The sequence below is a fragment of the Pseudocoprococcus catus genome, from assembly GCF_019734885.1.
Taxonomy (GTDB): Bacteria; Bacillota; Clostridia; order Lachnospirales; family Lachnospiraceae; genus Coprococcus_A; species Coprococcus_A catus.
Window position 1 is genome coordinate 1 of sequence record NZ_JAAXCM010000062.1, and the last position, 21,844, is coordinate 21,844.

19 protein-coding genes and 3 tRNA genes are annotated in these 21,844 nt (G+C 45.3%); 19 read left to right on the forward strand and 3 right to left on the reverse strand.

Annotation, left to right across the window (positions count from 1 at the left end; all coding sequences use genetic code 11):
• The first annotated feature begins 140 nt into the window (after nt 1-140).
• From HED67_RS15335 to HED67_RS15345, 3 genes are all read left to right on the forward strand, one after another.
• Nucleotides 141-212: transfer RNA gene (locus tag HED67_RS15335), tRNA-Asn, on the forward strand.
• Between the two features lie 5 nt (nt 213-217).
• Nucleotides 218-289: transfer RNA gene (locus HED67_RS15340), tRNA-Glu, on the forward strand.
• A 69-nt stretch (nt 290-358) separates the two neighbouring features.
• Nucleotides 359-430 (forward strand) — tRNA-Cys (locus HED67_RS15345).
• A gap of 133 nt (nt 431-563) precedes the next feature.
• Here the strand turns inward: HED67_RS15345 and HED67_RS17695 are convergent.
• From HED67_RS17695 to HED67_RS15360, 3 genes are all read right to left on the reverse strand, one after another.
• Entirely contained in the window at nt 564-710 is a 147-nt protein-coding gene (locus tag HED67_RS17695; RefSeq protein WP_408639824.1) for a zinc ribbon domain-containing protein, read from the reverse strand.
• Between the two features lie 300 nt (nt 711-1,010).
• Nucleotides 1,011-1,685, reverse strand: coding sequence for a hydrogenase maturation nickel metallochaperone HypA (locus tag HED67_RS15355; protein WP_221718826.1), 675 nt, complete (start codon nt 1,683-1,685; stop codon nt 1,011-1,013).
• 293 nt (nt 1,686-1,978) lie between these two features.
• Nucleotides 1,979-2,812: a hypothetical protein gene (locus tag HED67_RS15360; protein WP_246612271.1), complete on the reverse strand. Its 834-nt coding sequence runs from the start codon at nt 2,810-2,812 to the stop codon at nt 1,979-1,981.
• 159 nt (nt 2,813-2,971) lie between these two features.
• Between HED67_RS15360 and HED67_RS15365 the strand changes: the two genes are divergently transcribed.
• The 16 genes from HED67_RS15365 to HED67_RS15440 all read left to right on the forward strand — a co-directional run bounded on the left by HED67_RS15365 (nt 2,972) and on the right by HED67_RS15440 (nt 21,476).
• Complete coding sequence (locus HED67_RS15365) at nt 2,972-3,967, forward strand: hypothetical protein (protein WP_221718827.1); 996 nt, start codon at nt 2,972-2,974, stop codon at nt 3,965-3,967.
• Nucleotides 3,968-4,148: 181 nt separating this feature from the next.
• Nucleotides 4,149-5,657 carry an SPFH domain-containing protein gene (locus HED67_RS15370; RefSeq protein WP_221718828.1) on the forward strand — a complete coding sequence of 503 codons (1,509 nt, stop codon included), beginning with the start codon at nt 4,149-4,151 and terminating at the stop codon, nt 5,655-5,657.
• Between the two features lie 17 nt (nt 5,658-5,674).
• Nucleotides 5,675-6,769, forward strand: a complete 1,095-nt coding sequence (locus tag HED67_RS15375; RefSeq protein ID WP_178438054.1) for a TFIIB-type zinc ribbon-containing protein — start codon at nt 5,675-5,677, stop codon at nt 6,767-6,769.
• Between the two features lie 15 nt (nt 6,770-6,784).
• The gene (locus tag HED67_RS15380; RefSeq protein WP_221718829.1) at nt 6,785-7,606 is read left to right on the forward strand and encodes a TPM domain-containing protein; all 822 of its coding nucleotides are present in this window, start codon (nt 6,785-6,787) and stop codon (nt 7,604-7,606) included.
• Between the two features lie 20 nt (nt 7,607-7,626).
• Complete coding sequence (locus HED67_RS15385) at nt 7,627-9,939, forward strand: leucine-rich repeat domain-containing protein (RefSeq protein WP_221718830.1); 2,313 nt, start codon at nt 7,627-7,629, stop codon at nt 9,937-9,939.
• A gap of 223 nt (nt 9,940-10,162) precedes the next feature.
• Nucleotides 10,163-11,812: a hypothetical protein gene (locus HED67_RS15390; protein ID WP_221718831.1), complete on the forward strand. Its 1,650-nt coding sequence runs from the start codon at nt 10,163-10,165 to the stop codon at nt 11,810-11,812.
• Entirely contained in the window at nt 11,797-13,089 is a 1,293-nt protein-coding gene (locus HED67_RS15395; RefSeq protein WP_221718832.1) for a sensor histidine kinase, read from the forward strand. Before HED67_RS15390 ends, HED67_RS15395 begins: the two co-directional genes overlap by 16 nt.
• 70 nt (nt 13,090-13,159) lie before the next feature.
• The gene (locus HED67_RS15400; RefSeq protein ID WP_221718833.1) at nt 13,160-13,786 is read left to right on the forward strand and encodes a response regulator transcription factor; all 627 of its coding nucleotides are present in this window, start codon (nt 13,160-13,162) and stop codon (nt 13,784-13,786) included.
• A gap of 119 nt (nt 13,787-13,905) precedes the next feature.
• The gene (locus tag HED67_RS15405; protein ID WP_178438063.1) at nt 13,906-14,652 is read left to right on the forward strand and encodes a hypothetical protein; all 747 of its coding nucleotides are present in this window, start codon (nt 13,906-13,908) and stop codon (nt 14,650-14,652) included.
• 63 nt (nt 14,653-14,715) lie between these two features.
• Nucleotides 14,716-15,309 (forward strand): DUF4428 domain-containing protein, encoded by a 594-nt coding sequence (locus HED67_RS15410; RefSeq protein WP_178438065.1) that lies wholly within the window; start codon nt 14,716-14,718, stop codon nt 15,307-15,309.
• Nucleotides 15,310-15,590: 281 nt separating this feature from the next.
• Nucleotides 15,591-16,328, forward strand: coding sequence for a 3'-5' exonuclease (locus HED67_RS15415; RefSeq protein ID WP_178438067.1), 738 nt, complete (start codon nt 15,591-15,593; stop codon nt 16,326-16,328).
• Nucleotides 16,329-16,538: 210 nt separating this feature from the next.
• Nucleotides 16,539-18,224, forward strand: coding sequence for a VanW family protein (locus HED67_RS15420; protein ID WP_221718834.1), 1,686 nt, complete (start codon nt 16,539-16,541; stop codon nt 18,222-18,224).
• A gap of 20 nt (nt 18,225-18,244) precedes the next feature.
• Complete coding sequence (locus tag HED67_RS15425) at nt 18,245-19,240, forward strand: AIR synthase-related protein (RefSeq protein ID WP_221718835.1); 996 nt, start codon at nt 18,245-18,247, stop codon at nt 19,238-19,240.
• Nucleotides 19,241-19,306: 66 nt separating this feature from the next.
• Nucleotides 19,307-19,792, forward strand: a complete 486-nt coding sequence (locus tag HED67_RS15430; RefSeq protein WP_117526736.1) for an Lrp/AsnC family transcriptional regulator — start codon at nt 19,307-19,309, stop codon at nt 19,790-19,792.
• Nucleotides 19,789-20,970, forward strand: coding sequence for an aminotransferase class I/II-fold pyridoxal phosphate-dependent enzyme (locus HED67_RS15435; RefSeq protein WP_178438073.1), 1,182 nt, complete (start codon nt 19,789-19,791; stop codon nt 20,968-20,970). The genes HED67_RS15430 and HED67_RS15435 overlap by 4 nt, the downstream gene beginning before the upstream one ends.
• A 2-nt stretch (nt 20,971-20,972) precedes the next feature.
• Complete coding sequence (locus HED67_RS15440; protein WP_215633519.1) at nt 20,973-21,476, forward strand: tRNA (cytidine(34)-2'-O)-methyltransferase; 504 nt, start codon at nt 20,973-20,975, stop codon at nt 21,474-21,476.
• Nucleotides 21,477-21,844: the final 368 nt, after the last annotated feature.

The following is a 21,844-nucleotide window of genomic DNA, read 5'->3' on the forward strand; positions in this document are numbered from 1 at the left end:
GACGAGGTAGATAGGGCAGGGGTGGAAGGGCAGTAATGTCCGGAGCTGACTGTTACTAATCGGTCGAGGGCTTGACCAAAATGGTTCTAAAGAATGTGTTTAGTTGATATGCAGTTTTGAAGGTGCAAACCTTTCAACTTTCCTCGATAGCTCAATGGTAGAGCACTCGGCTGTTAACCGAGTTGTTGCAGGTTCGAGCCCCGCTCGGGGAGTTGATGGCCTCGTGGTCAAGCGGTTAAGACACCGCCCTTTCACGGCGGTAACACGGGTTCGAATCCCGTCGAGGTCATTTGAATTATTCTTGACGAATAGTTTGCAGCATGATATACTAATTGAGTCATGTGAATTTAATATTTATGGCGCAGTAGCCAAGTGGTAAGGCAATGGTCTGCAACACCAGTATCCACCGGTTCAAATCCGGTCTGCGCCTCTTTTACAAACCTGAAGAAGAACTTTTCAGGTTTTTTTGTTTCTTAAGAAACGATCGGAAATGATGATGCCGACAGTCTGTGTCAAAACAGTGCTGTCGGCATATTTTTTGTGCGATTGACGCACACTTTGTGCTATTGTTCGAGAATCCGCCATTTTGAGTTGTCAATAGGGAGACGATAGCCGCAATAGGAGCAGCACCCGTCTTGGTCAGGGACAAAATTGGCCCCACAGCGCGGACATTCTTTTTCAGCATAAACAGCCTGGCCTTTGGACTTCATGCGCTGCGGATAGCGGGCTCTGTATAATTTCAGATCAACGGGCTGATTGCTGGCGGATATCTGATGATTCGGGCTCAGTATCAGCTGGTGTAAAATGGCATGCAGCGTGATCTGTGTGCGCGTATCTGTATTTTCTACAGCCTGCAGTTGCAGCTGGTCGACACTGTAATACAAAAGCTCCGATGAAACGGTTTTTTCATAGAGGGCTTCATTTAGATCGGAATGCAGTACTTTCTCATCATAACGAACAATTTGTTTCTTTAAATCTTCGATATTATCCGTTTTCCGGAGAATCCGCAGCTAGAGTAAAAAAGCAAGCAGGGCAGTGATAACAAATGCGCTGCCGAGGGCCAGAAAGTAGCTGTGAGGCAGAATAAACCGAAAACACGGGATCGCAGGAATGAAGAAAGCAATCATGGTTGCTGCGGTTAATTTAAAATTTCTCGTATTCGGGTTATAATCCCGGTAGATCAAAAATTCTTCCGTCTGCCAGTCAAAGAAATCACTCTTAATATAGCCGCCGCAATAAGGACAGTGATCTTCGTCGCTTGTCAGTGTGACAGTGGCCCCACAGCTTGGACAGATGACGTTCGTATACTGTGAATAAAAAATCTGCTCATCATTTCTGTTTTTGCTGCCGACCTCATTGTGGCGGATATGCCGGGATTGTCGGAGCAAGACCGCACCATGAGCAAAAAAATCTTCGTAAAGGATTCGATTGTTTTTTCTGTCCAGATATCTGTTCAGGATAGAGCCTTGCAGGACGACTTCCCGCCATTCCCGGCCGGCATCGCTCCAGTGCTTGTAATCGTTCTTTTTGGTATACTCTTCCGGGAGTTTGAGATAGGCCATACGCATCTCACGGCGAATGTTATTCTTTTTCAGCAGATGAAGTTCATGCTCAAATTTCCGGCGAAAGGACTGATCCATTCGCAAATCCGGTGACTGAAGATTCCCGGTCTCAAATACGTTCATCAATTCTTCTAATGGTTTGCAAATTTTATTTGGAAGCTCTGAATTCTTAAAGAAGATTTCCTTTGAATGAGCAAGTTTCCTTTTAACGTAAAGAAACCATAGTTTTGGCTGCATCCATTCGAATTTCCAATCCAGGACGTGGGAGACCAGCAACGAGCCCCATATGCATGACCATGCGAATGCAAAGACAATTGCGTCTGTCCATGTAACAGTCATTGGTTCACCTCTGTTTTCTTTTGGATAGATGGACAAGTCAGATGTCTATGCCAGTTAATACTGATAAGACTGGTCCATCAAGGTTTACGTGTGCCTGAAGTGAATAGTAAAACAACACCGGCCAACAGCGGGATGAGTGAAAAAATAATGGAAAAAACAGATGTTCCAAAACCTGGCACCCCACCTTGTGCAATGGCAGTTTCACGGTCAAGTTCGTTTTCCATCAGATTATTTGTGATGCCGGCGACTGCATTGAGCGTATCGCCATTCTGAATACCGATGGCAGTCACGGTCTGACCTGTTTTAAAATTCGCACCATCATAAAAATAGCGATAATCATTTTCTTTATAGTTTCTCTGTGTCTGACTCAGCGGTTCTATGAAATCCTTTTGTGAATAATTGGCATCAGTGACCCAGACATAACCGCTGGCTTCTAATTCAGAACGGTCATAATCATGCCATGTGCCATTGAGTACGATAGCATCGATAAAATCCTGTGAAAGCGTATAATTGCCGATTTTGCCCTCTCCGGTCAATGTCTTGTCGCGATAGGCCGTACTCCATTCAAGAACACCGTTACGTTTTTCTTCCTCAGTCAGCGTTTCTGCATTCGCTTTTGTCGCTTTCGCTGTTTTGTTCAGCTTCATTGTCTGTTTGGAACGTGAAGTGCGGATGCTGTCGATGGTTAATCCAAGTTCATCATCATAGGATGGGGTTGTCAGCTCAAACGGCCCACATACGATGACGATTTTGCCGTCATTGGCATCATTGATCGCGCCCTGGCCAACATAAACGGCATCTTTCAGTGCACTTTTCATTTTCGGTGTATCCACAAAGATCATCTTTAATGAGGAGACGGCAAAAAACAATCCGATGACAAGAAGAAGAACACCTGCTATTTTTTTTAACATTTTATCAACCTTCCTTTCCTTTGACAGCTTGATCAGCGCCGGTTGGCGCAATGATTCCGATTGTATTATGACATGGTTCATTTTTTTGGTCACTAGCACTTAAGATAGTGACATTGGCTTCCTTCTTTTATATTCTGGTAGTAAGATAGGGGGATTTGTATGAAGAAAAATGTGCAATGTCTCGTTATTTTTGTTTTCGCACTCTTGTTGCTGACCGGATGTAAAGGCAGTGAGCAGGAAATGCAGAAAAAAAATGGGGAGTCGGAAGATGTATCATCAAAAGTGGAGGCATTTTTGAAAAAAGAGACGAATCAGAGCAGTGAGACAACACAGCTTTTGACAGAGACGGATGCGTCGGAAACGGCGGACATGCAGTCAACGGAATCGATGACAGAGACAGAAGTGACCGCATGGGATGAGCTTCAGGGCAAGATGCATGAGAATGATTGCAATATTGCGATGGCTTTCCTTGGGTATATCAGTTATGAGGCGGATGAGGTGAAGATTCGTCAATATGCCAGCCAGGAAGCATGTGTACAGTATGATTTTCCTGAGAAGGCAGATCTGGTGGACTGCGGGGGCGAAGAAGTTTATGCCATCGTGCCGCGCGAGGGGATGTCAGTTTCTGTCTATCGCGTGGAAATGTCAGAGATGGGAGAGTACGATGACAAGTTGGAGACATCGCTTTATGAAGGAAAAAAAGGGGAACCGATTCTTCTTCGATGCAATGTCAGTGAGATTTTTCCAGATGTGCTGCTGATTGTCTCTGATGGCAGAACGATGCATCTGTTCCGTCCGATGATTTCCCTGAGGGACGGTCATCTGGCAGCAGAAGAAGGCTGTTATGATTTTTCAGTGTATGAACCACTCCCGGATGCCGGGGGTGAGATAGGACCGTTTGACGGACAAAACGGGGATATCGCCTATGAAATACTGAACGAAGTGCCGGGAGTACGAGAAGCCATCGCGAATGGCATGCAGATCATGGACACATGTGAAATGGAAGAAATAGATGGTCGTCCGTGTCGCGTATTTGTATTGGGGACGAATCATGACGGTCAGTTTGTCCGGGAGCAGTACTATGCCGTGTCAGATAACCTTGTGTATGTGTATGATGTCATCGATGATTGCTGGCTGATTCCAGATAGGAACTAGTATATCGTTTTAAGCATTTGATGTCCGGCTGTCTGAAAGGAGCATCAGATTGTGAGCAGACGTGATTACTATCAAAAGTGTTAGTGAAAAAACAGCGATATTTTCTTATACTGAAAGTAGAAAGAAATGAAATTGAACCAACGGCATGAAAAACCGGGAATGATGAAAGGGGATAAAGCATATGGGATTAATTAAAGCATTTGTGGGAGCAGCAGAAGGGACATTGGCGGATCAGTGGAAGGAGTTTTTCTATTGTGACGCAATGGATAAGAGTGTGATGATGAAGAAAGGTCAGAAGAGAACCGGCGCCCGATCATCGAATGTCCATGGCAATGACAATATTATCTCTAACGGAAGCGGCATTGCTGTTGCGGATGGTCAGTGTATGATGATCGTGGAACAGGGAAAGGTGGTCGAGGTATGTGCAGAGCCTGGACAATTTACCTATGATACATCGACAGAGCCGAGTATTTTTTCAGGAAGTCTTGGAGACAGCATCAAGGCGACATTTGCGACAGTCGGTAAGCGTTTTACATTTGGCGGCGATACAGGTAAGGATCAGCGAATCTACTATTTCAATACAAAGGAGCTGATTGACAACAAGTTTGGCACACCGAATCCGATTCCTTTCCGCGTTGTGGATTCCAAGATCGGCCTGGATATTGATGTGTCTGTCCGCTGCTCGGGTGTTTATTCTTATCGGATCAGCAATCCGCTGCTGTTCTATACGAATGTGTGTGGAAATGTGGAGAACGAATACACGAGAGACGAGCTGGACAGACAGCTGAAGACAGAATTTATCAGTGCACTTCAACCGGCTTTTGGCAGGCTTTCTGAACTGGAACTGCGTCCGAACCAGATTGTGACACACAATACAGACTTGGAGAATGCGATGAATGAAACGCTGTCTGCCAAATGGGGTGAACTGCGTGGACTGAAGGTCGTCAGCATTGCGCTCGGTTCGGTGACACTTCCGGATGAAGATGCAGAGATGATCAAGCAGGCTCAGCGTACAGCGATGCTGCAGAATCCGACGATGGCGGCAGCAACGATGGTTGGCGCACAGGCTGATGCAATGAAAGCGGCGGCAGCCAATGAGAGTGGTGCCATGAATGGTTTTATCGGTATGGGTATGGCCATGAATGCAGGCGGTGGCATGAATGCGCAGAATCTGTTTGCAATGGGTGCCCAGCAGGAGGAAGCAAGACGCCAGGAGGAAATGAAACGCCAGGAAGATGCAAGACAGCAGGAAGAAATGAGACGTCAGGAGGCTATGCAGCAGCAACAGATGGCAGCAGCGCCGGTTCAGCAGCAGGGTGCAGACAGTTGGACATGCAGCTGTGGGCAGATTGTGACAGGCAAATTCTGTCCGGAATGCGGTGCAAAGAAACCGGAACCAAAGCTTGGGCCGGAAGGTGCTAGCTGGACATGCAGTTGTGGTTATGTCGCAACAGGCAAGTTCTGTCCGGAATGTGGTGCGAAGAGACCGGAGAAGCCGACAGGCTGGATTTGCAGCTGTGGTGCACTCAATAAAGGCAAGTTCTGTTCTGAATGCGGTGCAAAGAAGCCGACAGAAGAACCATTGTACCGCTGTGATAAATGTGGCTGGGAGCCGGAAGATCCGAAACATCCGCCGAAATTCTGTCCGGAATGCGGTGATCCGTTCAATGATGCAGATATTCAGTCATAATAGATAGGAGTGATTGTATGCAGAATATGCAGGAATATAAATGCCCATGCTGCGGCGGCGCAATCGCTTTTGACAGTACGATTCAGAAGATGAAGTGCCCGTATTGTGATTCAGAATTTGAGATGGAAACATTGAAGGCGATGGATGAACAACTGAAGGAAGGCAAAAGCGACAGCATGGAGTGGGAAACCAAAGCTGGCGGAGAATGGCAGGAAGGCGAGACAGATGGACTAAGTACCTATGTCTGCCAGTCCTGCGGTGGAGAAATCGTCGGAGATGCAACGATGGCGGCAACTAAGTGTCCGTTTTGTGACAATCCGGTTGTTTTCACGGGAAAATTTGCGGGTGTGCTCAGACCGGATCTGGTTATCCCATTCAAGCTGGACAAGAAAGCCGCCAAAGAAGGACTGATGAAACATATTTCCGGAAAACGTCTTTTACCGAAGGTTTTCAAAGATCAGAATCATATTGATGAGATTAAAGGTGTCTATGTGCCATTCTGGCTTTTTGATACCGATGCAGATGCACAGGTGAGTTACAAGGCGGCGAATATCCGGACATGGAGTGACAGTCGTTACATTTATACAGAGACCAGATATTTCCTTGTCAACCGTGGCGGCAGCATTGGATTTGAATATATTCCGGTTGACGGATCATCTAAGATGCCGGATGATCTGATGGAATCCATTGAGCCGTTTGACATTTCAGAAGCGGTGGATTTTCAGACGGCGTATCTTGCCGGTTATCTGGCCAACAAATATGATGTCACGGCTGAGGAGAGTATAGACAGAGTCAATGCCCGTGTCAAACGTTCAACGGAGGAAGCATTTGCGGAGACGGTCAAAGGCTATGATTCGGTGAATGTGGAAAACAGCAGTATTCAGTTCAGGGGCGGCAAAGCCCAGTATGCGCTTTACCCTGTCTGGCTGCTGAATACGACCTGGAACGGCAATCAGTATCTGTTTGCGATGAATGGTCAGACCGGACGTTTTGTCGGTGATCTTCCGATAGATCAGTCTGCGGCAACAAAATGGCTGATTGGCCTGACGATGCTGATGAGTGCTGTGTCCTACGGCGTCATCTGGCTGTTGCATCTATTTGGAGTATTATAAGAGGAGGGTAACAGAATGAAGAAAACATTACGCATGCTTTTACTCGTCCTTGTGTTGTGCCTCGGTCTTGTCATGCCGGCAGCAGCCGAAACAACAGATGGTTTTGCCAGTGATCATATCTGCATGGCAGATATGGCCGGTGTGCTGAATGAGCGGGAAGTCACAGAACTGGAAACGATGATTGATGAGATCCGGACGAGGCAGAAGTTTGATATTGCCATTTTGACTGTTTCAGAGGAAGATATTCCGTCAGTGCAAGAATATGCAGATGATATTTATGACGGAGCGGATATGGGGTATGGAGAGACAAGAGACGGTGTGCTCCTTGTTGTCGATTTAAAGTCCAGCGAGTGTTATATGTCCACAAAAGGATATGGTATTACAGTTTTCACGGATGCCGGTATTCAATATGTCGGTCAGCAGATGCGGCCGGAGCTGGCGGACGGTGATTTTGCGGGTGCCTTTCGCACATTTGCCACACTGTGTGATGATTTTATCACCCAGGCACGAAACGGTCAGCCGTATGATGTGGACACGCTTCCTAAGGAACCGTTGTCCCTGATCTGGATTCCTATCGCCATTGTCATTGGTTTTATCATTGCTTTTGTGATTGTCGGTGGCATGAAGAAACAGCTCAAAACGGTGCGTTTCCAGGCCAAAGCGGATGATTATGTCAAAGCCGGCAGCATGAATATTGTGGATAATCAGGAATGGTTCCTTTACCAGAACATTGTCAAAACAGAGAAACCGAAAGATAACGATAAGTCGTCAGGCGGAAGCAGTACACATACTTCGTCCTCCGGCAGTACTCATGGAGGTGGCGGCTTCAAATTCTGATGTTCAAAGGGGGAAATCAAATGAAAAGGTCAGCAGTTGTTCTTTTATGCGCGATATTGGCACTTTCATCGGCAGCCTGTGGTAAAACAGGACCGGATGTGCCAAGACAGACAGAAGCTATGTACCGTACATACGAGTATGCATACGGTAATCTGAATATCCAGCTGCCGGAGGATGCAGATGATCCGGAAGACAAAGGGACTTCTTTACTTTTTACGGATCCGGAGAATCTCTGGACACTGGAACTGAAGCCACTGGATGTGCAGAATACAAAGATGGAAATCAGTAATTTAGATAGTCAGATCACACCGGAGCATGCTTATTTTAAAGATGTTCAGGAAAATGAAGATCCGTATCAGGATTTTGCGGCACATTTCTGGAGTCTGAATTTCAATATGGACAACCCGGGCGGGATGAGTATGTACTACAATGAACCGAAGGCGTTTCAGGTGATCGATTATGGTGATACGCTGGTCGGTCAGTGGGGCGGTCTGAAGCTGGAACTGACGGGGCTTAACAAAGAAACACAGATTCAGGACATACTTGCAGATTCACTTGTGCGCTGTATCTGGGATCATCTGAGCTTTCAGGTGACAGAAGGCGGCGGTCTGACAGAGAATGTGGGAATCAGTGCAGAATTCCCGGCACGATGGAACAATACAATAAAAGAGACCGGTATTTGTACCAATTTCCAGGGAGACAGACTTGGTTATCTGTCTGTCACAGCCGTGAAACCGGCAGATCCAGAGGAAGCGGCAGCGTTATGCCAGGATGATATAGAGGAAATGGATTTTGGCGGACTGCATTATTATGTGACGGTGAAAACATTTGGGGACGGTGAGGATGCCAGTGAACATCTGCGCCTGTATACAAAGTTTACCGATGACTACGCTGTATGTGTTGAAATGGCTTCCAGAGGACTGGTGGGAGATGAACTGTGGGAATTATTGGATGATGAGAATATCAGCAATATCTTAAACAGTATCAAACTTGATCCATCCGGTTTTAAGGATCCGGAATTAAAATATACGAATGCCGACGGGTTTAAATGTAATGAAATTGGCTACATTACGGAGTATACAGGAACAGCAGAAGAAGTGATACTTCCGCAGACGATCGGTGATGTGACGATCAGTGATGTGACGATCAGTGATATGGAGAATGCGCTGTTTAAAGGTCATACAGAAATTAAATCTGTCATTATCCCGGAAGGCTATGAAGTCATCAGCAGAGAAGCGTTTAAAGATTGTACTTCACTTGAACGTGTTGAGATCGCATCGTCTGTGACGTATATCAGCACGTATGCGTTTGAGGGCTGTACGGCACTGAAAGAAGTTGTTTTCAACGAAGGTCTGACAGGAATTGCTGCCTATGCATTTGATGGGTGTACGGCACTTGGCGACATCACGCTGCCATCCAGTACGGTGGCTGTAGGCGCTTATGCATTCAGGAATACATCTATGGACGGCGCTACATTTATCTGTAAAGGCAATGCTGTGTTTGATACATGGGCGCTTGCGGAATCCGGTTTTAAGACGGTTCAGTTCCTTGGCAACTGTGATCTGTCGATTGATGCTGTTTTAGCTTATGCTAAGGTTGAAAATCTGACAATCGGTGAAGGAACAGAAGTGCTCGGTTCCAACTTTGCCTCAACAGATTTTGGAGAGACAACACCATTGACGGTATCATTGCCGGAGAGCTTAAAAGAGATTGGTGACGGCGCTTTTTCACAGCGGGAAGGTTTGACAGAAATTGATCTGAAAAATGTTGAAGTCATTGGAGAAGACGCTTTTTCCTACACCGGATTGAGGGAGCTTCTGATTCCGGGCACAGTCAAAGAGGTCGGTGCAGCTTTTGATAGCTGCATACAGCTGAAGACCATCCGGGTATCAGAAGGCGTGGAAGCAATCGGAGATGAAGCATTTAGCTTTGCAGGTAACGGCAATGGCTCTGAAGGGGAATACGTGACGTATCTGACAGATGAAGAGTATGAAAAAAACAAAGCTTATGTCTATCAGGAAGATGAGAAGGCCGGCTTTGTGAATGTATATTTGCCGTCGACATTAAAGCGAGTGGGTGCGAATGTTTTCTATGGTGCGTACGTGGATGGCATTTACATGGAGTGGTGTACAAGTCCGGATGCACTCCCGTCTTTTGATCCGACCTTTGTGGAGGATAAGCTTGCGGGCATTCATCAGATTTATTTTACAAAGGAAACAATCGATGCGTACGGTGATGAACTGGATGCGTATTTTATGAATACGAATGCAAAAGATTGCTGCTGGTATCCGAATGGCCAAAAAGCTTACTGGTCATCACAATCTCTTGAATAAACAGAGCGTCGATGGACAAAAAAGAATGTGCTGCGGCACATTCTTTTTTGTCTATAGGATTTGCACAGAGTTTATAGTATGTAACTGTTCAAAGCCAAGTAAAATTTCAAAAACAGGTATAAAATGCGTAGCATTTTGGAGGTTGGCTCTGAACAGTTACTATAGTATAATGAAACATATCATGGGTATGCACATTGCTGCCGGATCAAGAAAGGAATAAGCGATGTCCTACAAGAAGAAAAGAGCGCTGTCCTATGTGGCGGTTGCATGTCTTGTCCTGATTGCGAGCTTATGCCGGCATGAGCAGTCAGAGAATATGTACGTGAGTCACCTGTTTGAACAATGTCGAAGCAGTATTTATATTGGCTTGTACTGTGCATGGGTCGTTTATCTGAATAAACATGTCGTGGAAACGAAAATGCGCAAGTGCCTGACCCGGATCGGTTGTCTGATGGTTTTCTGGTTTCTGGTACGAACGATTAAATATCTTATTATCGTCGATCCGTTTGGAAGCCGTGTCTGCTGGTATCTATATTATATCCCGATGGTGCTGATTCCGACGCTGGGGTTGATTGCGGCCTTATTGATGGATAAGGGGGATGAAGTGAAAACGGAGAAACAGACGACCTGCCTGCTGATTCCTGCGATTATCATGATTCTGGCAGTGCTGACGAATGATTTTCACCAAAGAGTTTTTTATTTTCCGGAAGGCTTTGAGGTGTCAAATGAGATTTATCATTATAGGATTGTGTTTTTCATCATTCAGGGATGGATGCTGTTCTGCATGATCATGATGGAGGTTGTGTTGGTCTGGAAGAGCCGGATTCCGGGTAAGACATGGTTTTGGTTTCCGCTTGTTCCGGGATTTCTGCTGCTTGTATGGAATGTCTGCACGATGCTCCGTTTGCCGATGATCAAAGTGATTGCGGGAGATATGACGGCGGCCTGCTGTCTGCTGATGGCGGCGATTTATCAGGGCTGTATTGCATGCGGACTCATTCAGACGAACAACAGATATATTGAACTGTTTCAGGCGGCGGGTGGTCTCAATGCAGAAATAACGGATGCGAATTTTGAACGCCACTATCAGTCCGGAACTTTTCCGAATCTGACACAGGAAGTACGGCAGGGCCTTTTGACGGCACCGCTCGTGATGCGGGATGGCATTCGCATCAATCATCTTTTAGTGCAGGGGGGACATTTGTTCTGGACAGAGGATCTTTCATTGCTGACCGATCAGTATGAGGATATTAAGGATCAGCAGGAAGAATTAAAGGCGAGAAACCGGCTTTTACAAAAGACGTATCAGCAGGAAGCCAAAAGGCGAAAAGCGGAGGAACAGAACAGACTTCTGAATCTGATCCAGAGTCAGACGACCGGACAGCTGGAATTGATGACGCATTTTATGGAAGAGCTGGAAGTCACCGAATCCAAAGCAGTCTACGAACGTCTGCTTGCCCAGATGATTGTGATCGGAACGTATCTGAAGCGGCGCAAGAACCTGCTTCTGACGATGAACAATGACAGTCAGGAGGGCTTGACAGAAGAAGATCTGAGACAGAGTCTGGCAGAATCCTGTTCGGCTTTAAAACTTTGTCAGATTCGGGCGTTGTACTATGTCAATGTCCGTCCGCTTATTTTGCATGACGCAGAGATTCTGCAATGCTATGATTATTTCGAGTGGCTGACGGAGCAATTGTTTGGGAAGATGCAGACGTTGTTTTTCCGTGTTGTTGTGATGGAAGGACATTTGATGTTATCTGTACATATTGATTCCGAGTATGATCTCCAGACGTTATTGTCAGGACGATCAGGGACAAAAGTGCAGAAGGAAGATGAGAAAGAGTGGCTGGTTAGATGTCGAATTTCGTAGAGAGCAGTGTGGGAATACAGAATTTTGTGATGATCATGATGGAAATCTGCCTGGCATTTGAAATGATGCTCATTCTTTTGAGTGTGACGCGTTTTGAGGGGCTGAAAAGAATTACATTAACCGTGACGCTTTTTGCCGGTTCATTTTTTATTATGGCTGCCTTTCAGAATGACCATAGCTACAGTGTAGGAAAGCGGATGAATCAACACGTCATGCTGCCGGATATACCGATGGTACTGATTGTGTGTGCGGTCACGGGACTGATGCTGTATCTGATCTGGAATCTTTTTGGAGAAAGAAGACGGGAGAAAACACTGTTTTCCCAATGGGCTGTGAATGATGCGGTTGATAATGCACCATGCGGTGTATGTTTTGCAGATACATTCGGCCGGATTGTGCTCTGCAATTCAATGATGTGGGAAGTGAGCCGGATGCTGATGGGGGAGAAACTGCAGGATTATGATGTCCTGCATCAGGCGTTACAGCATACGGGACGCATCGCAGAAGGTGTTGTATCCATGAGTAGTGAGGACAGTGTATTTTGTTTTCCGAATGGGAAAATCTGGATGTTTCAGGAATATCTGCTAAAGGATCCGGCATTGGAGGGCTACAAACAGGCGATTGCCATTGATGTTTCAGAGTTTTATTACAATAATGAAAAAATCAAAGCCAATAATGAAAGACTGCAGAGCCTCAACAGAAAACTGGAAGAGATGTATGAGAAAATCGGTGAGAGGATACGGGAGCAGGAAATATTGGCGATGAAACTGCAGGTGCATGATAATTTGGGGCGAAGTCTTCTGACAATCCGGAGAATACTGGAGAACAAAGAAAATATGAGTCATATGAATAAACAGCTGGATGTATTAAAGGAGCAGGTGTATATTCTCACCAATATGACAGTTGAAAATCTGGAAGATCTGTATCAGAATACAGGCAAGCATGCAAGGAAACTCGGCATAGAGATTCATCTGGAAGGAGAAGGCCCGAAGAATTCGACTTATAGACTGTTATTAGATCGTGTTATCCGTGAATGTGTGACAAATTGTGCCAGACATGCCCATGGAAGTGAAGTGAATGTGTCGATAGAGGAGGACCCGGAAGCATATAACATCCGGATAACAAATAATGGGGAGCTTCCGAAGCCAAAGGCCAGAGAGGGCGGAGGGCTGTCCTCCCTTCGGAGGGCGTTAGAGGCAGAAGGATGTACGATGGTGACGGTGTTTGAACCGGCCTTTTGTCTGATGATGCGTATGCCTAAGCGGCAATCGGAGTGATATTCAGGCAAATGAGTGGTATCATCAGGCGAAAAACAGAAGAGAAACCTTTCAGAAAGGAGGAAGTTGTATGATTCGTGTTCTTGTTGTGGAGGATCAGAAAATCATGCAGAAGTATTTTGAATATATGCTTTCGCAGGAATCGGAATTTAAGCATGTTCAGACAGTTGCCGATGCGGAGGAGGCGGTCGGAATCTGCAGTTATTCTGCCATCGATATTGTTTTAATGGACGTTCAGACTTTTCATAATCATGATGGCTTAAAAGCAGGCAAGGCTATCAGAGAAGCCTGCCCGCATACGAAGATTCTGATCGTGACATCACTGATTGATCCGAAGGTGCTTGAAAGAGCCAAAAGCGGATGTGCAGACAGTCTCTGGTACAAAGATCATGGCGAGGAAGAAATCAAAGATGTGATTCGACGGACAGTAAATGGGGAGCATGTTTTTCCGGATGTATCGCCTGGGGTAGAGCTGAACTGGATCACAAGCGGTGAGATCAGCCCGAGACAATTGGAAATGCTGAGACTCTATATCTGTGGTTTTTCCTATTCGGAGATTGCAAGGGAAATGAACTGTTCAACTGCAGGCGTCAGATGGAATTTTCAGGAAATGATAATGAAAGCGGGTTATAGTTGTAAGGAGGATCTGATTGCGGCTGCTCTGGAAAGCAAACTGATTGTGACAACCCTGAAATGACCTGCTGTGGAACAAAATCAGACAATTTTACTGTTACTATCAGAAGTGATAGTGAATAAGCCTATTTTCCTTTGTATAATGTGAATATAAAAATATTATACACAGAGGAGGAAGGGGATATGAGAAAACGTCTGAGTTATTTGTTAGTGGTGGCAGTTTTTGTGAGCATGCTATCTTTAAGCGGATGCGGCGGCGGAGGCGGCACAACAAAGTCTGAAGCAAATCCGTATGAAGGCAAATGGGTTGCAGTCGTGGCAGAAGCGATGGGGGTTCAGCTGCCCATCGAAGAATGTTTTGAAGGAGATTTATCTTTCGAATTGAACAGCGGTGGCAAAGTTGTCTTTCATGCTGACGAGGAAACAGGAAATGGCAAGTGGGCCGTGGCGGATAACAAGCTGACCATCACCATCCAGGGTGAAGAGATGGTTGCGGATGTCGGTGAGAACACATTTACTTTTGATGACCTGATGGACATGGGCCTGAAAGTCATCTTCGGTAAAGAAGGGACAGATGCAACAAATCCGGAGAATTACCTGACAGAGGATGAACTGGCACTTATTGGCGACTGGCATTCTGAGACAGTGGAAGAACTGCTGGGAGATGGTCCGCAGACAACAATGGATGGCGTCGACAATATCAACGATGCACTGCGTCTGACCTTTGCAAAAGATTATACGGTAAAGGTGGTTTATAAAGGCCAGGAAATGGGCACATTCAAATGGTCTCTTGTTTATGGCCTTTGTAATGTTGAATCTGAAAATCCAAGTGTTTATGTAGCGACGAATGAAGATGGTTCTCTAAATGTCGATTACAGTGATGATGAGGACTTTCTGACTTTCAAATGTGTCAAAGACGATGCGAAGTAGGAACATTTTTTCAGAACTGCGCAATTGTTGATTGCGCAGTTCTGACAGGCATGAGGGAGCAGAATGGGACTATTTGATAAAAAATACTGTGATATTTGTGGGGAGAAAATCAGATTACTTAGCAACCGCAAACTGGATAATGGCAACCTGTGTAAGGAATGTGCCAAAAAATTATCACCATGGTTTGAGGAACGCAGGCACAGTACGGTAGAAGAGATCCGGTGTCAGCTGGCGTACCGGGAGCAGAACAAAGAGATGGTACAGAAGTTTAATGTGACACGTCAGATTTCAACCAAAACGTACAATGTCTTTATTGATGATACACAGGGAAATTTTACGATTGCACATAAGCTGGACGTGAAAGAGAATCCTGATATTGTGCCGTTGTCTGCAGTGCTTCAGTGTAAGATGGATATTGAGCAGGATCGCAAAGAAGAGACCTATATAAAAGATGGCAAAACGGTCAGCTATGATCCGCCGGTTTATAAGTATGAATATCAGTACCGGATGAAGATTCAGGTCCGATCACCATGGTTCGATGATATGGATTTTCGTTTACACAATTTCTCAATTGAGCAGGATGACAGAGCGGAAATCATGGAGATTGAGAGCGCAGGCTATGAGATCATGTCAGCCCTGACAGGACAGCCGCGATAACTTGAGAAACTCGCGGAGCGTGTTTCTCATAGTTATCGGCAGATAGTTAAAATACTAACTATAGCCAAACCCATTGCGAAAAATGTATGAACGGCATATACTATATATATTAAACAAGGAATATAATATTCTTTGCGGTTTGTATATAAAGGTGATATTCAATAAACAGATAATTGCAAAAGGCAATTACCATGAAAAACAAAAACACCTGCTGTGAACTGCCAGGTGTTTTTTGTTTACAGGAAATAAAGTTTTGCAATTATCGTGGACAGGAGATATATATGCTAAAAGATTATGTAGTCTTTGATCTGGAGACGACGGGTTTGTCTCCGGAGAAGGATACGATGATAGAGATTGGTGCGCTGAAGGTGATTCAGGGAAAGGTGGCGGATCGTTTTTCGGAGTTCATTAATCCCCATCAGAAACTGACGGAGCAGATTTCGGAATTGACGGGTATCACTGATGAAATGCTTGCAGGAGCCAGAGATTTGCAGGCGGTTGTCAGTGATTTTGTTGATTTCTGTGAGGATTATGTAGTGGTTGGACATAATCTGGGATTTGATTATCGTTTTACAAAAATGGCTGCTGAAAAATTTCGACTGCCTTTTGAACATGAAGGTATTGATACGCTGAAGATTGCGAAAACTGTACATAAGGATCTGCCGTCGAGAAGTCTGGGCGCATTGTGTGAACATTATGGTATTATCAACAGTTCGGCTCATCGTGCTTATCATGATGCTTTGGCAACGGCGAAGCTGTATCAGACACTGGCACATTATTTTGAATCATCAGAACCGAAGCTTTTTGTGCCAGAGAAGATGTTTGTCAAGGTGAAAAAGCAGCAGCCTATGACAAAAAAACAAAAAGCCTACTTGAAGGATTTATGTAAATATCATAAAATAGAGTTTAACGATGCAATGGAACAAATGACAATGAGCGAAGCGTCCCGATGGATTGACAAGACGATTCTGCAGTACGGGCGTATGAAGCGTTTTAATAGGAGTGATTTTGATGAATAAGAAGACAACAAAGATTATTTCAACCATTATTGTAGCTTTGATCGTGATTTCTATGGTTTTAAGCATGGTCATTCAGTTTGTATAGTATGTATGGAAACATCGTTGAAGGCGTGACGGAATCACAGTGCTTTCTGCAATAAGCGTAACATGAGATGTATGGAAACTGACGATTGACGGAATTTAATAGAGATAGCCCGTGGGGGACATACGATGAGAAGAACATTAAAGGGAATACTTGGCCTGGCGGCAGTATTTTCACTGACCGTGGCGGGAGGCCGGTATACGTTTGCACAGACCGGAGCTCAGTCAGAGAAGACGTCATCAGGAATTGTGATTGAGACCAGAGCTGCTGATAAAGACAATGAGTCGGAGAAGGCAGCAGAGACTGCGAAGAATATAGAATCCGGGAAGGCAGCGGATGTTGCGGAAAAGGCAGAATCAGGAGAGACTGCGGATACTGAGAAGGCCGCAGAAACTGAGAAAGATAAAGAATCCGAAGATACAGCAGATGTCGGTAAGGATAAGAAGTCTTCTGAAAATAAAAATGAAAATGAACATGGACACAGTGAGGAAATTTCTGAGGATCATGAGGTACCTGAAGGCGTTACGGTCAATGGAATGGAGCTTGGCGGCATGACAGTTAAGGCTGCGGAGGAGAAACTCCAGCAGTATGTGGATGAGGTCTGCGGCGGTGCAGTGACTTTGTCCGTTAATGGCGATGAAGTGACGATTTCGTATAAAGATTTTGATATGCATGTGGCGGACAGTACGGTGATTCAGGATATTTGCCAGATTGGTGTGAACGGCAATCTGATCAAACGATACAAGGAACTGTCAGATGTCAAGAATAATAAAGCAGAATATACACTTAATTTTGAATATGATCATGACAAATTAAAAGAGCTAGTGGATGAGGATACAGCTGAATATAATAAAGATGCACAGAATGCTTCCTTGGTCCGTCATTCCGGAGAATTTATCATCACAGATGATGTAACAGGGATGAAGGTTGATATAGATGCCACAACGAAGGCTGTGGAAGAAGCATTGGGTGATGGCTGGGATGGTTCCAGTCAGAAACTGGATGCAACTGTGGAAGATGTGAAGGCGGATCATACCAGCGATGAGCTGAAGCAGGTAACTGATCTTCTGGGCGGTTATTCCACGGATTATTCTTCTTCCAGTGACAACAGAATTGCCAATATTGCCAATGGTGCTTCACTGATTGATGAGACGGTTGTGTATCCCGGGGATACATTTTCATTTTTAAATCATGTGACACCATTTACGGCTTCCAACGGTTATTATGAGGCCACCGGCTATTCAGCGGGACGTGTTGTACCAAGTATTGGCGGCGGTATCTGTCAGGTGTCTTCCACCATGTATAATGCAGTTTTGCGGGCGGAATTGGAGGTTGTCGAGCGTTCCAATCATGGCCTGACAGTGGGATATGTACCGCTTGGTGCGGATGCGACAGTTGCTGAGGGCAGTGTGGATTTCAGGTTCAGAAATAATCTGGATGCACCGATTTATATAGAAGCCTATACTTATGGCGGTGAAATCTATGTCAATATATACGGACATGAAACCCGTTCATCCAACAGAAGCATTGAGTTTTACAGTGTGACAGACAAGACCATTGAACCCGGTGAGGATGTCATTACGAAGGATGATACACAGCCAGATGGCTGGCAGGAAGTGACACAGAGTGCCCATAATGGGTATGTGGCGTCCTTTTATAAGAAGATTTATGTAGACGGAAGTCTGCAGGATACAGTTTGGATCAATACAAGTTATTACAGTGCATCACCGAGATATATTACTGTTGGTACAAAGAAGGACAATTCTGACAGTAAAAAAGATGACAGTAATAACAAGAAGAGTGAAGAAAATTAATCAAACAGAGGTATAAAAATATGCTGGATTGCGGCAAGGTGACAGATACGATTTATAAACGTTCTGTCCGAAAAGTAATAGAGAGAAAAGTGTCCGGGGCTGTGAGCCAGGGTGACGCTATCCGGGATATCAGTCATTTTAAGAGTAAGTCGGGCAATCCGATCGCAGCAGCGACAGCAGTACTGTCCGGAGATAATCTCGCATCAGCAGGTGCAGTTCATCTGGCGGTAAATCGTCTGGCGACAGTAGGAAGCCGTCCGTCTTTGGTCAATATACAGATCATTGTGCCGGAGGATCTTTCGGAGAAATCCATCAAAGAACTGGTGGGAGCAGCGGCTGAAAGTTGCGAGAAGCTTCAGATCGCTTCCGTGCAGGCAGATGTGACAGCGGCAGCAGGTCTGAAGGAACCGATGATAACTGTTATGGCATCCGGTGAGTCAGGCAGCCTTTTTGAGTCAGAGAAAGCCTGTGCGGATCAGGACATCATTATGGTAGGTTATACCGGCGGATACGGTGCGGCAAAATTGACTTTTGCCAATGAGGCGGAATTGGAGAATCATTTTAATTCGGTATTTTTGAGCCCGATTCTTGAGGCGGATTATACGGGGGATGCTATTTCAACGGTGAAGGCTGTGGAGGCAGCGGCAGCAGCAGGCGTAAGAACGATGTATGCCTGTGGTGAAGGCGGTGTTTATTCGGCAGTATGGGAGCTGGCGGAGAATGCAGGGCTTGGGGCACGCATTCAGCTGAAGAAAGTGCCATTGAAGCAGGAAACGGTTGAAATCTGTGATTATTTTAATATCAGTCCTTATCAGCTGCTGTCGGTAGGCGCAGTGCTTCTGACGGCCACCCATGGCCAGAAAGTACTGGCGGAGTTGGCTGCCGCGGGCATCCCGGCAGTTATCATCGGACATCTGACAGATGATAATGACCGGGTTGTTTTAAACGAAGAAGAAGTGCGCTTTCTGGAGCCATTTCGATATGAAAGTCTGAATCAGGCGAAATCTGAATCATAGAAATAAGGCAGCTGGCTTTGAGCAGCTATAGCAATCATAGAAAAGGGGTATGAGAGAATGAATGAAATGAAAGAGAAGATTTTATCCGTCATAGAAAAAAACAGCAAGATCAGCATTAAAGATCTGGCGATTGTTCTTGGGGAACCGGAAGAAGAAGTGGCAAAAGCCATTTATGAGATGGAATCCGACAAGACAATTTGCGGCTATCATACAATCATCAACTGGGATAAGACCAACAGAGAAAAAGTGGTGGCATTAATCGAAGTGCGTGTAACACCTCAGAGAGGTCATGGATTTGACCACATTGCTGAGCGTATTTACAACTTCCCTGAAGTGGATACTGTCTATCTGATGTCCGGTGCTTATGATTTCTGTGTGATGCTGGAAGGCAAGACTTTGAAACAGGTGTCTGCATTTGTTTCCGAAAAACTTTCCACACTGGAATCCGTGACAAGCACAGCAACCCATTTTGTACTGAAGAAATACAAAGACCACGGTACAATCATGGTTTCTGAGACAAATAAGAAAGAAAGGCAGCTGATCACACCATGAGAAACCCATTATCCGATAAAGTCATAGACATTAAACCTTCCGGCATCCGTAAGTTTTTTGATCTTGTCGTGGAAATGAATGACCCGAATGTCATTTCTCTTGGTGTGGGTGAACCGGATTTTGATACACCGTGGCATATCCGTGAGGAAGGTATCTATTCTCTGGAAAAAGGCCGTACATTTTATACATCCAATGCCGGATTGAAGGAACTGAAGGAAGAAATCAGCGCTTATCTGGAACGCAAATGCCATGTTGAATATGACCCTGCGAACGAAATTATGGTGACAGTGGGCGGTTCTGAAGCCATCGATATTGCCATGCGTGCCATGCTCAATCCCGGTGAAGAGGTCATTATTCCGCAGCCAAGTTATGTTTCTTATCAGCCCTGCGTTGTACTGGCGGATGGTGTGCCTGTGATTATTAATCTTCAGGAAAAAAATGAATTTAAACTGACAGCAGAAGAACTGGAAGCTGCGATTACACCAAAGACAAAGATTCTGGTGCTGCCTTTCCCGAACAATCCGACAGGCTCCATTATGACGGAGGAAGACCTAAAGCCCATTGCCGAACTGTGCGTGAAGCATGATATTTTCGTTATCAGTGATGAAATTTACAGTGAACTGACTTATGAATATCCGCATACATCCATTGCATCCCTGCCTGGCATGAAGGAGAGAACGGTTCTTATCAACGGTTTTTCAAAGGCTTATGCCATGACAGGATGGCGTCTCGGTTATGCCTGCGCACCGGATGTGATTCTGCATCAGATGCTGAAAATTCATCAGTTCGCCATTATGTGTGCACCGACAACCAGCCAGTATGCGGCTGTGGAGGCTCTTCGCAATGGTAATGATGATGTAGCCATGATGCGTGAATCCTACAATCAGCGCCGACGTTTCCTTGTACATACATTCAGGGAGATGGGACTGGACTGCTTTGAACCATTCGGCGCTTTTTATATTTTCCCAAGCATCAAGAGCCTGGGCATGACCTCAGATGAATTTGCGGAAGAATTATTGAAGAAGGAAAAAGTAGCAGTTGTTCCGGGTACAGCATTCGGAGACAGCGGCGAGGGTTTCCTGAGAATTTCCTATGCCTATTCTCTTGAAGAATTAAAAGAAGCGACAGATCGTATGGCACGTTTTGTCAGCTGGGTGAGAAAAGAGAAAAATCTATGAGTATGAATATTGTTTTGCTGGAACCGGAGATGCCTGCCAACACAGGCAACATCGGACGAACCTGTGTGGCCACCGGTACCAAACTGCATCTGATTAAGCCTCTGGGCTTTGAAATTACGGACAAGATGGTTAAACGTGCGGGACTGGACTATTGGCCGCATCTGAATTATGAAGTTTATGAGAATTTTGAGGATTTTCTGGAGAAGAATCCGGATTGTGCGGGCAAGCTTTATATGGCCACCACCAAGGCCAGACATATTTACACGGAAGTGGCCTATGAGCCGGACGGTTATCTGATGTTCGGCAAGGAAAGTGCCGGTATCCCGGAAGAAATTCTTGTGAAATACGAAGATTATTGTATGCGTATCCCGATGGAATACAACATACGTTCATTGAACTTGAGCAATTCAGTGGCCATTGTGCTGTATGAGGCCCTCAGACAGCATCAGTTTGCGCAGATGGAACTGCAGGGGCATCTGCACAGACTGCATTGGCACGAAGAATAAGGCGAAAACGCCAAATACTTCGAAAGAGCCCACGCCCCTTCTAATTCTATTGGCAAACACGCTGATTTTCACAGTTTTGCTGTGCCGCCTATTGACAGCTTTTACGCGAAACTTGCCCTTACGGGCTTCAGACATCGCTTCAAAGCTGTCGCTATGCGCGCAAAACTGCGAGAATCAGCTAAATGTTTACCAACAGAGTTAGAAGGGGCGTGGGCTCTTTTCAGAAGGATTTGATATTTTCTGTCTGGTTTTATTTTGGACGGGCAGAAGTGCTTAAATGGTGCTTAAATTTGTTGGTAATATGAATTAGGGCTTTTCTATTTGATGTCTTTCGTATATAATAGTGAAGAATCTTGAGACGCTATAGA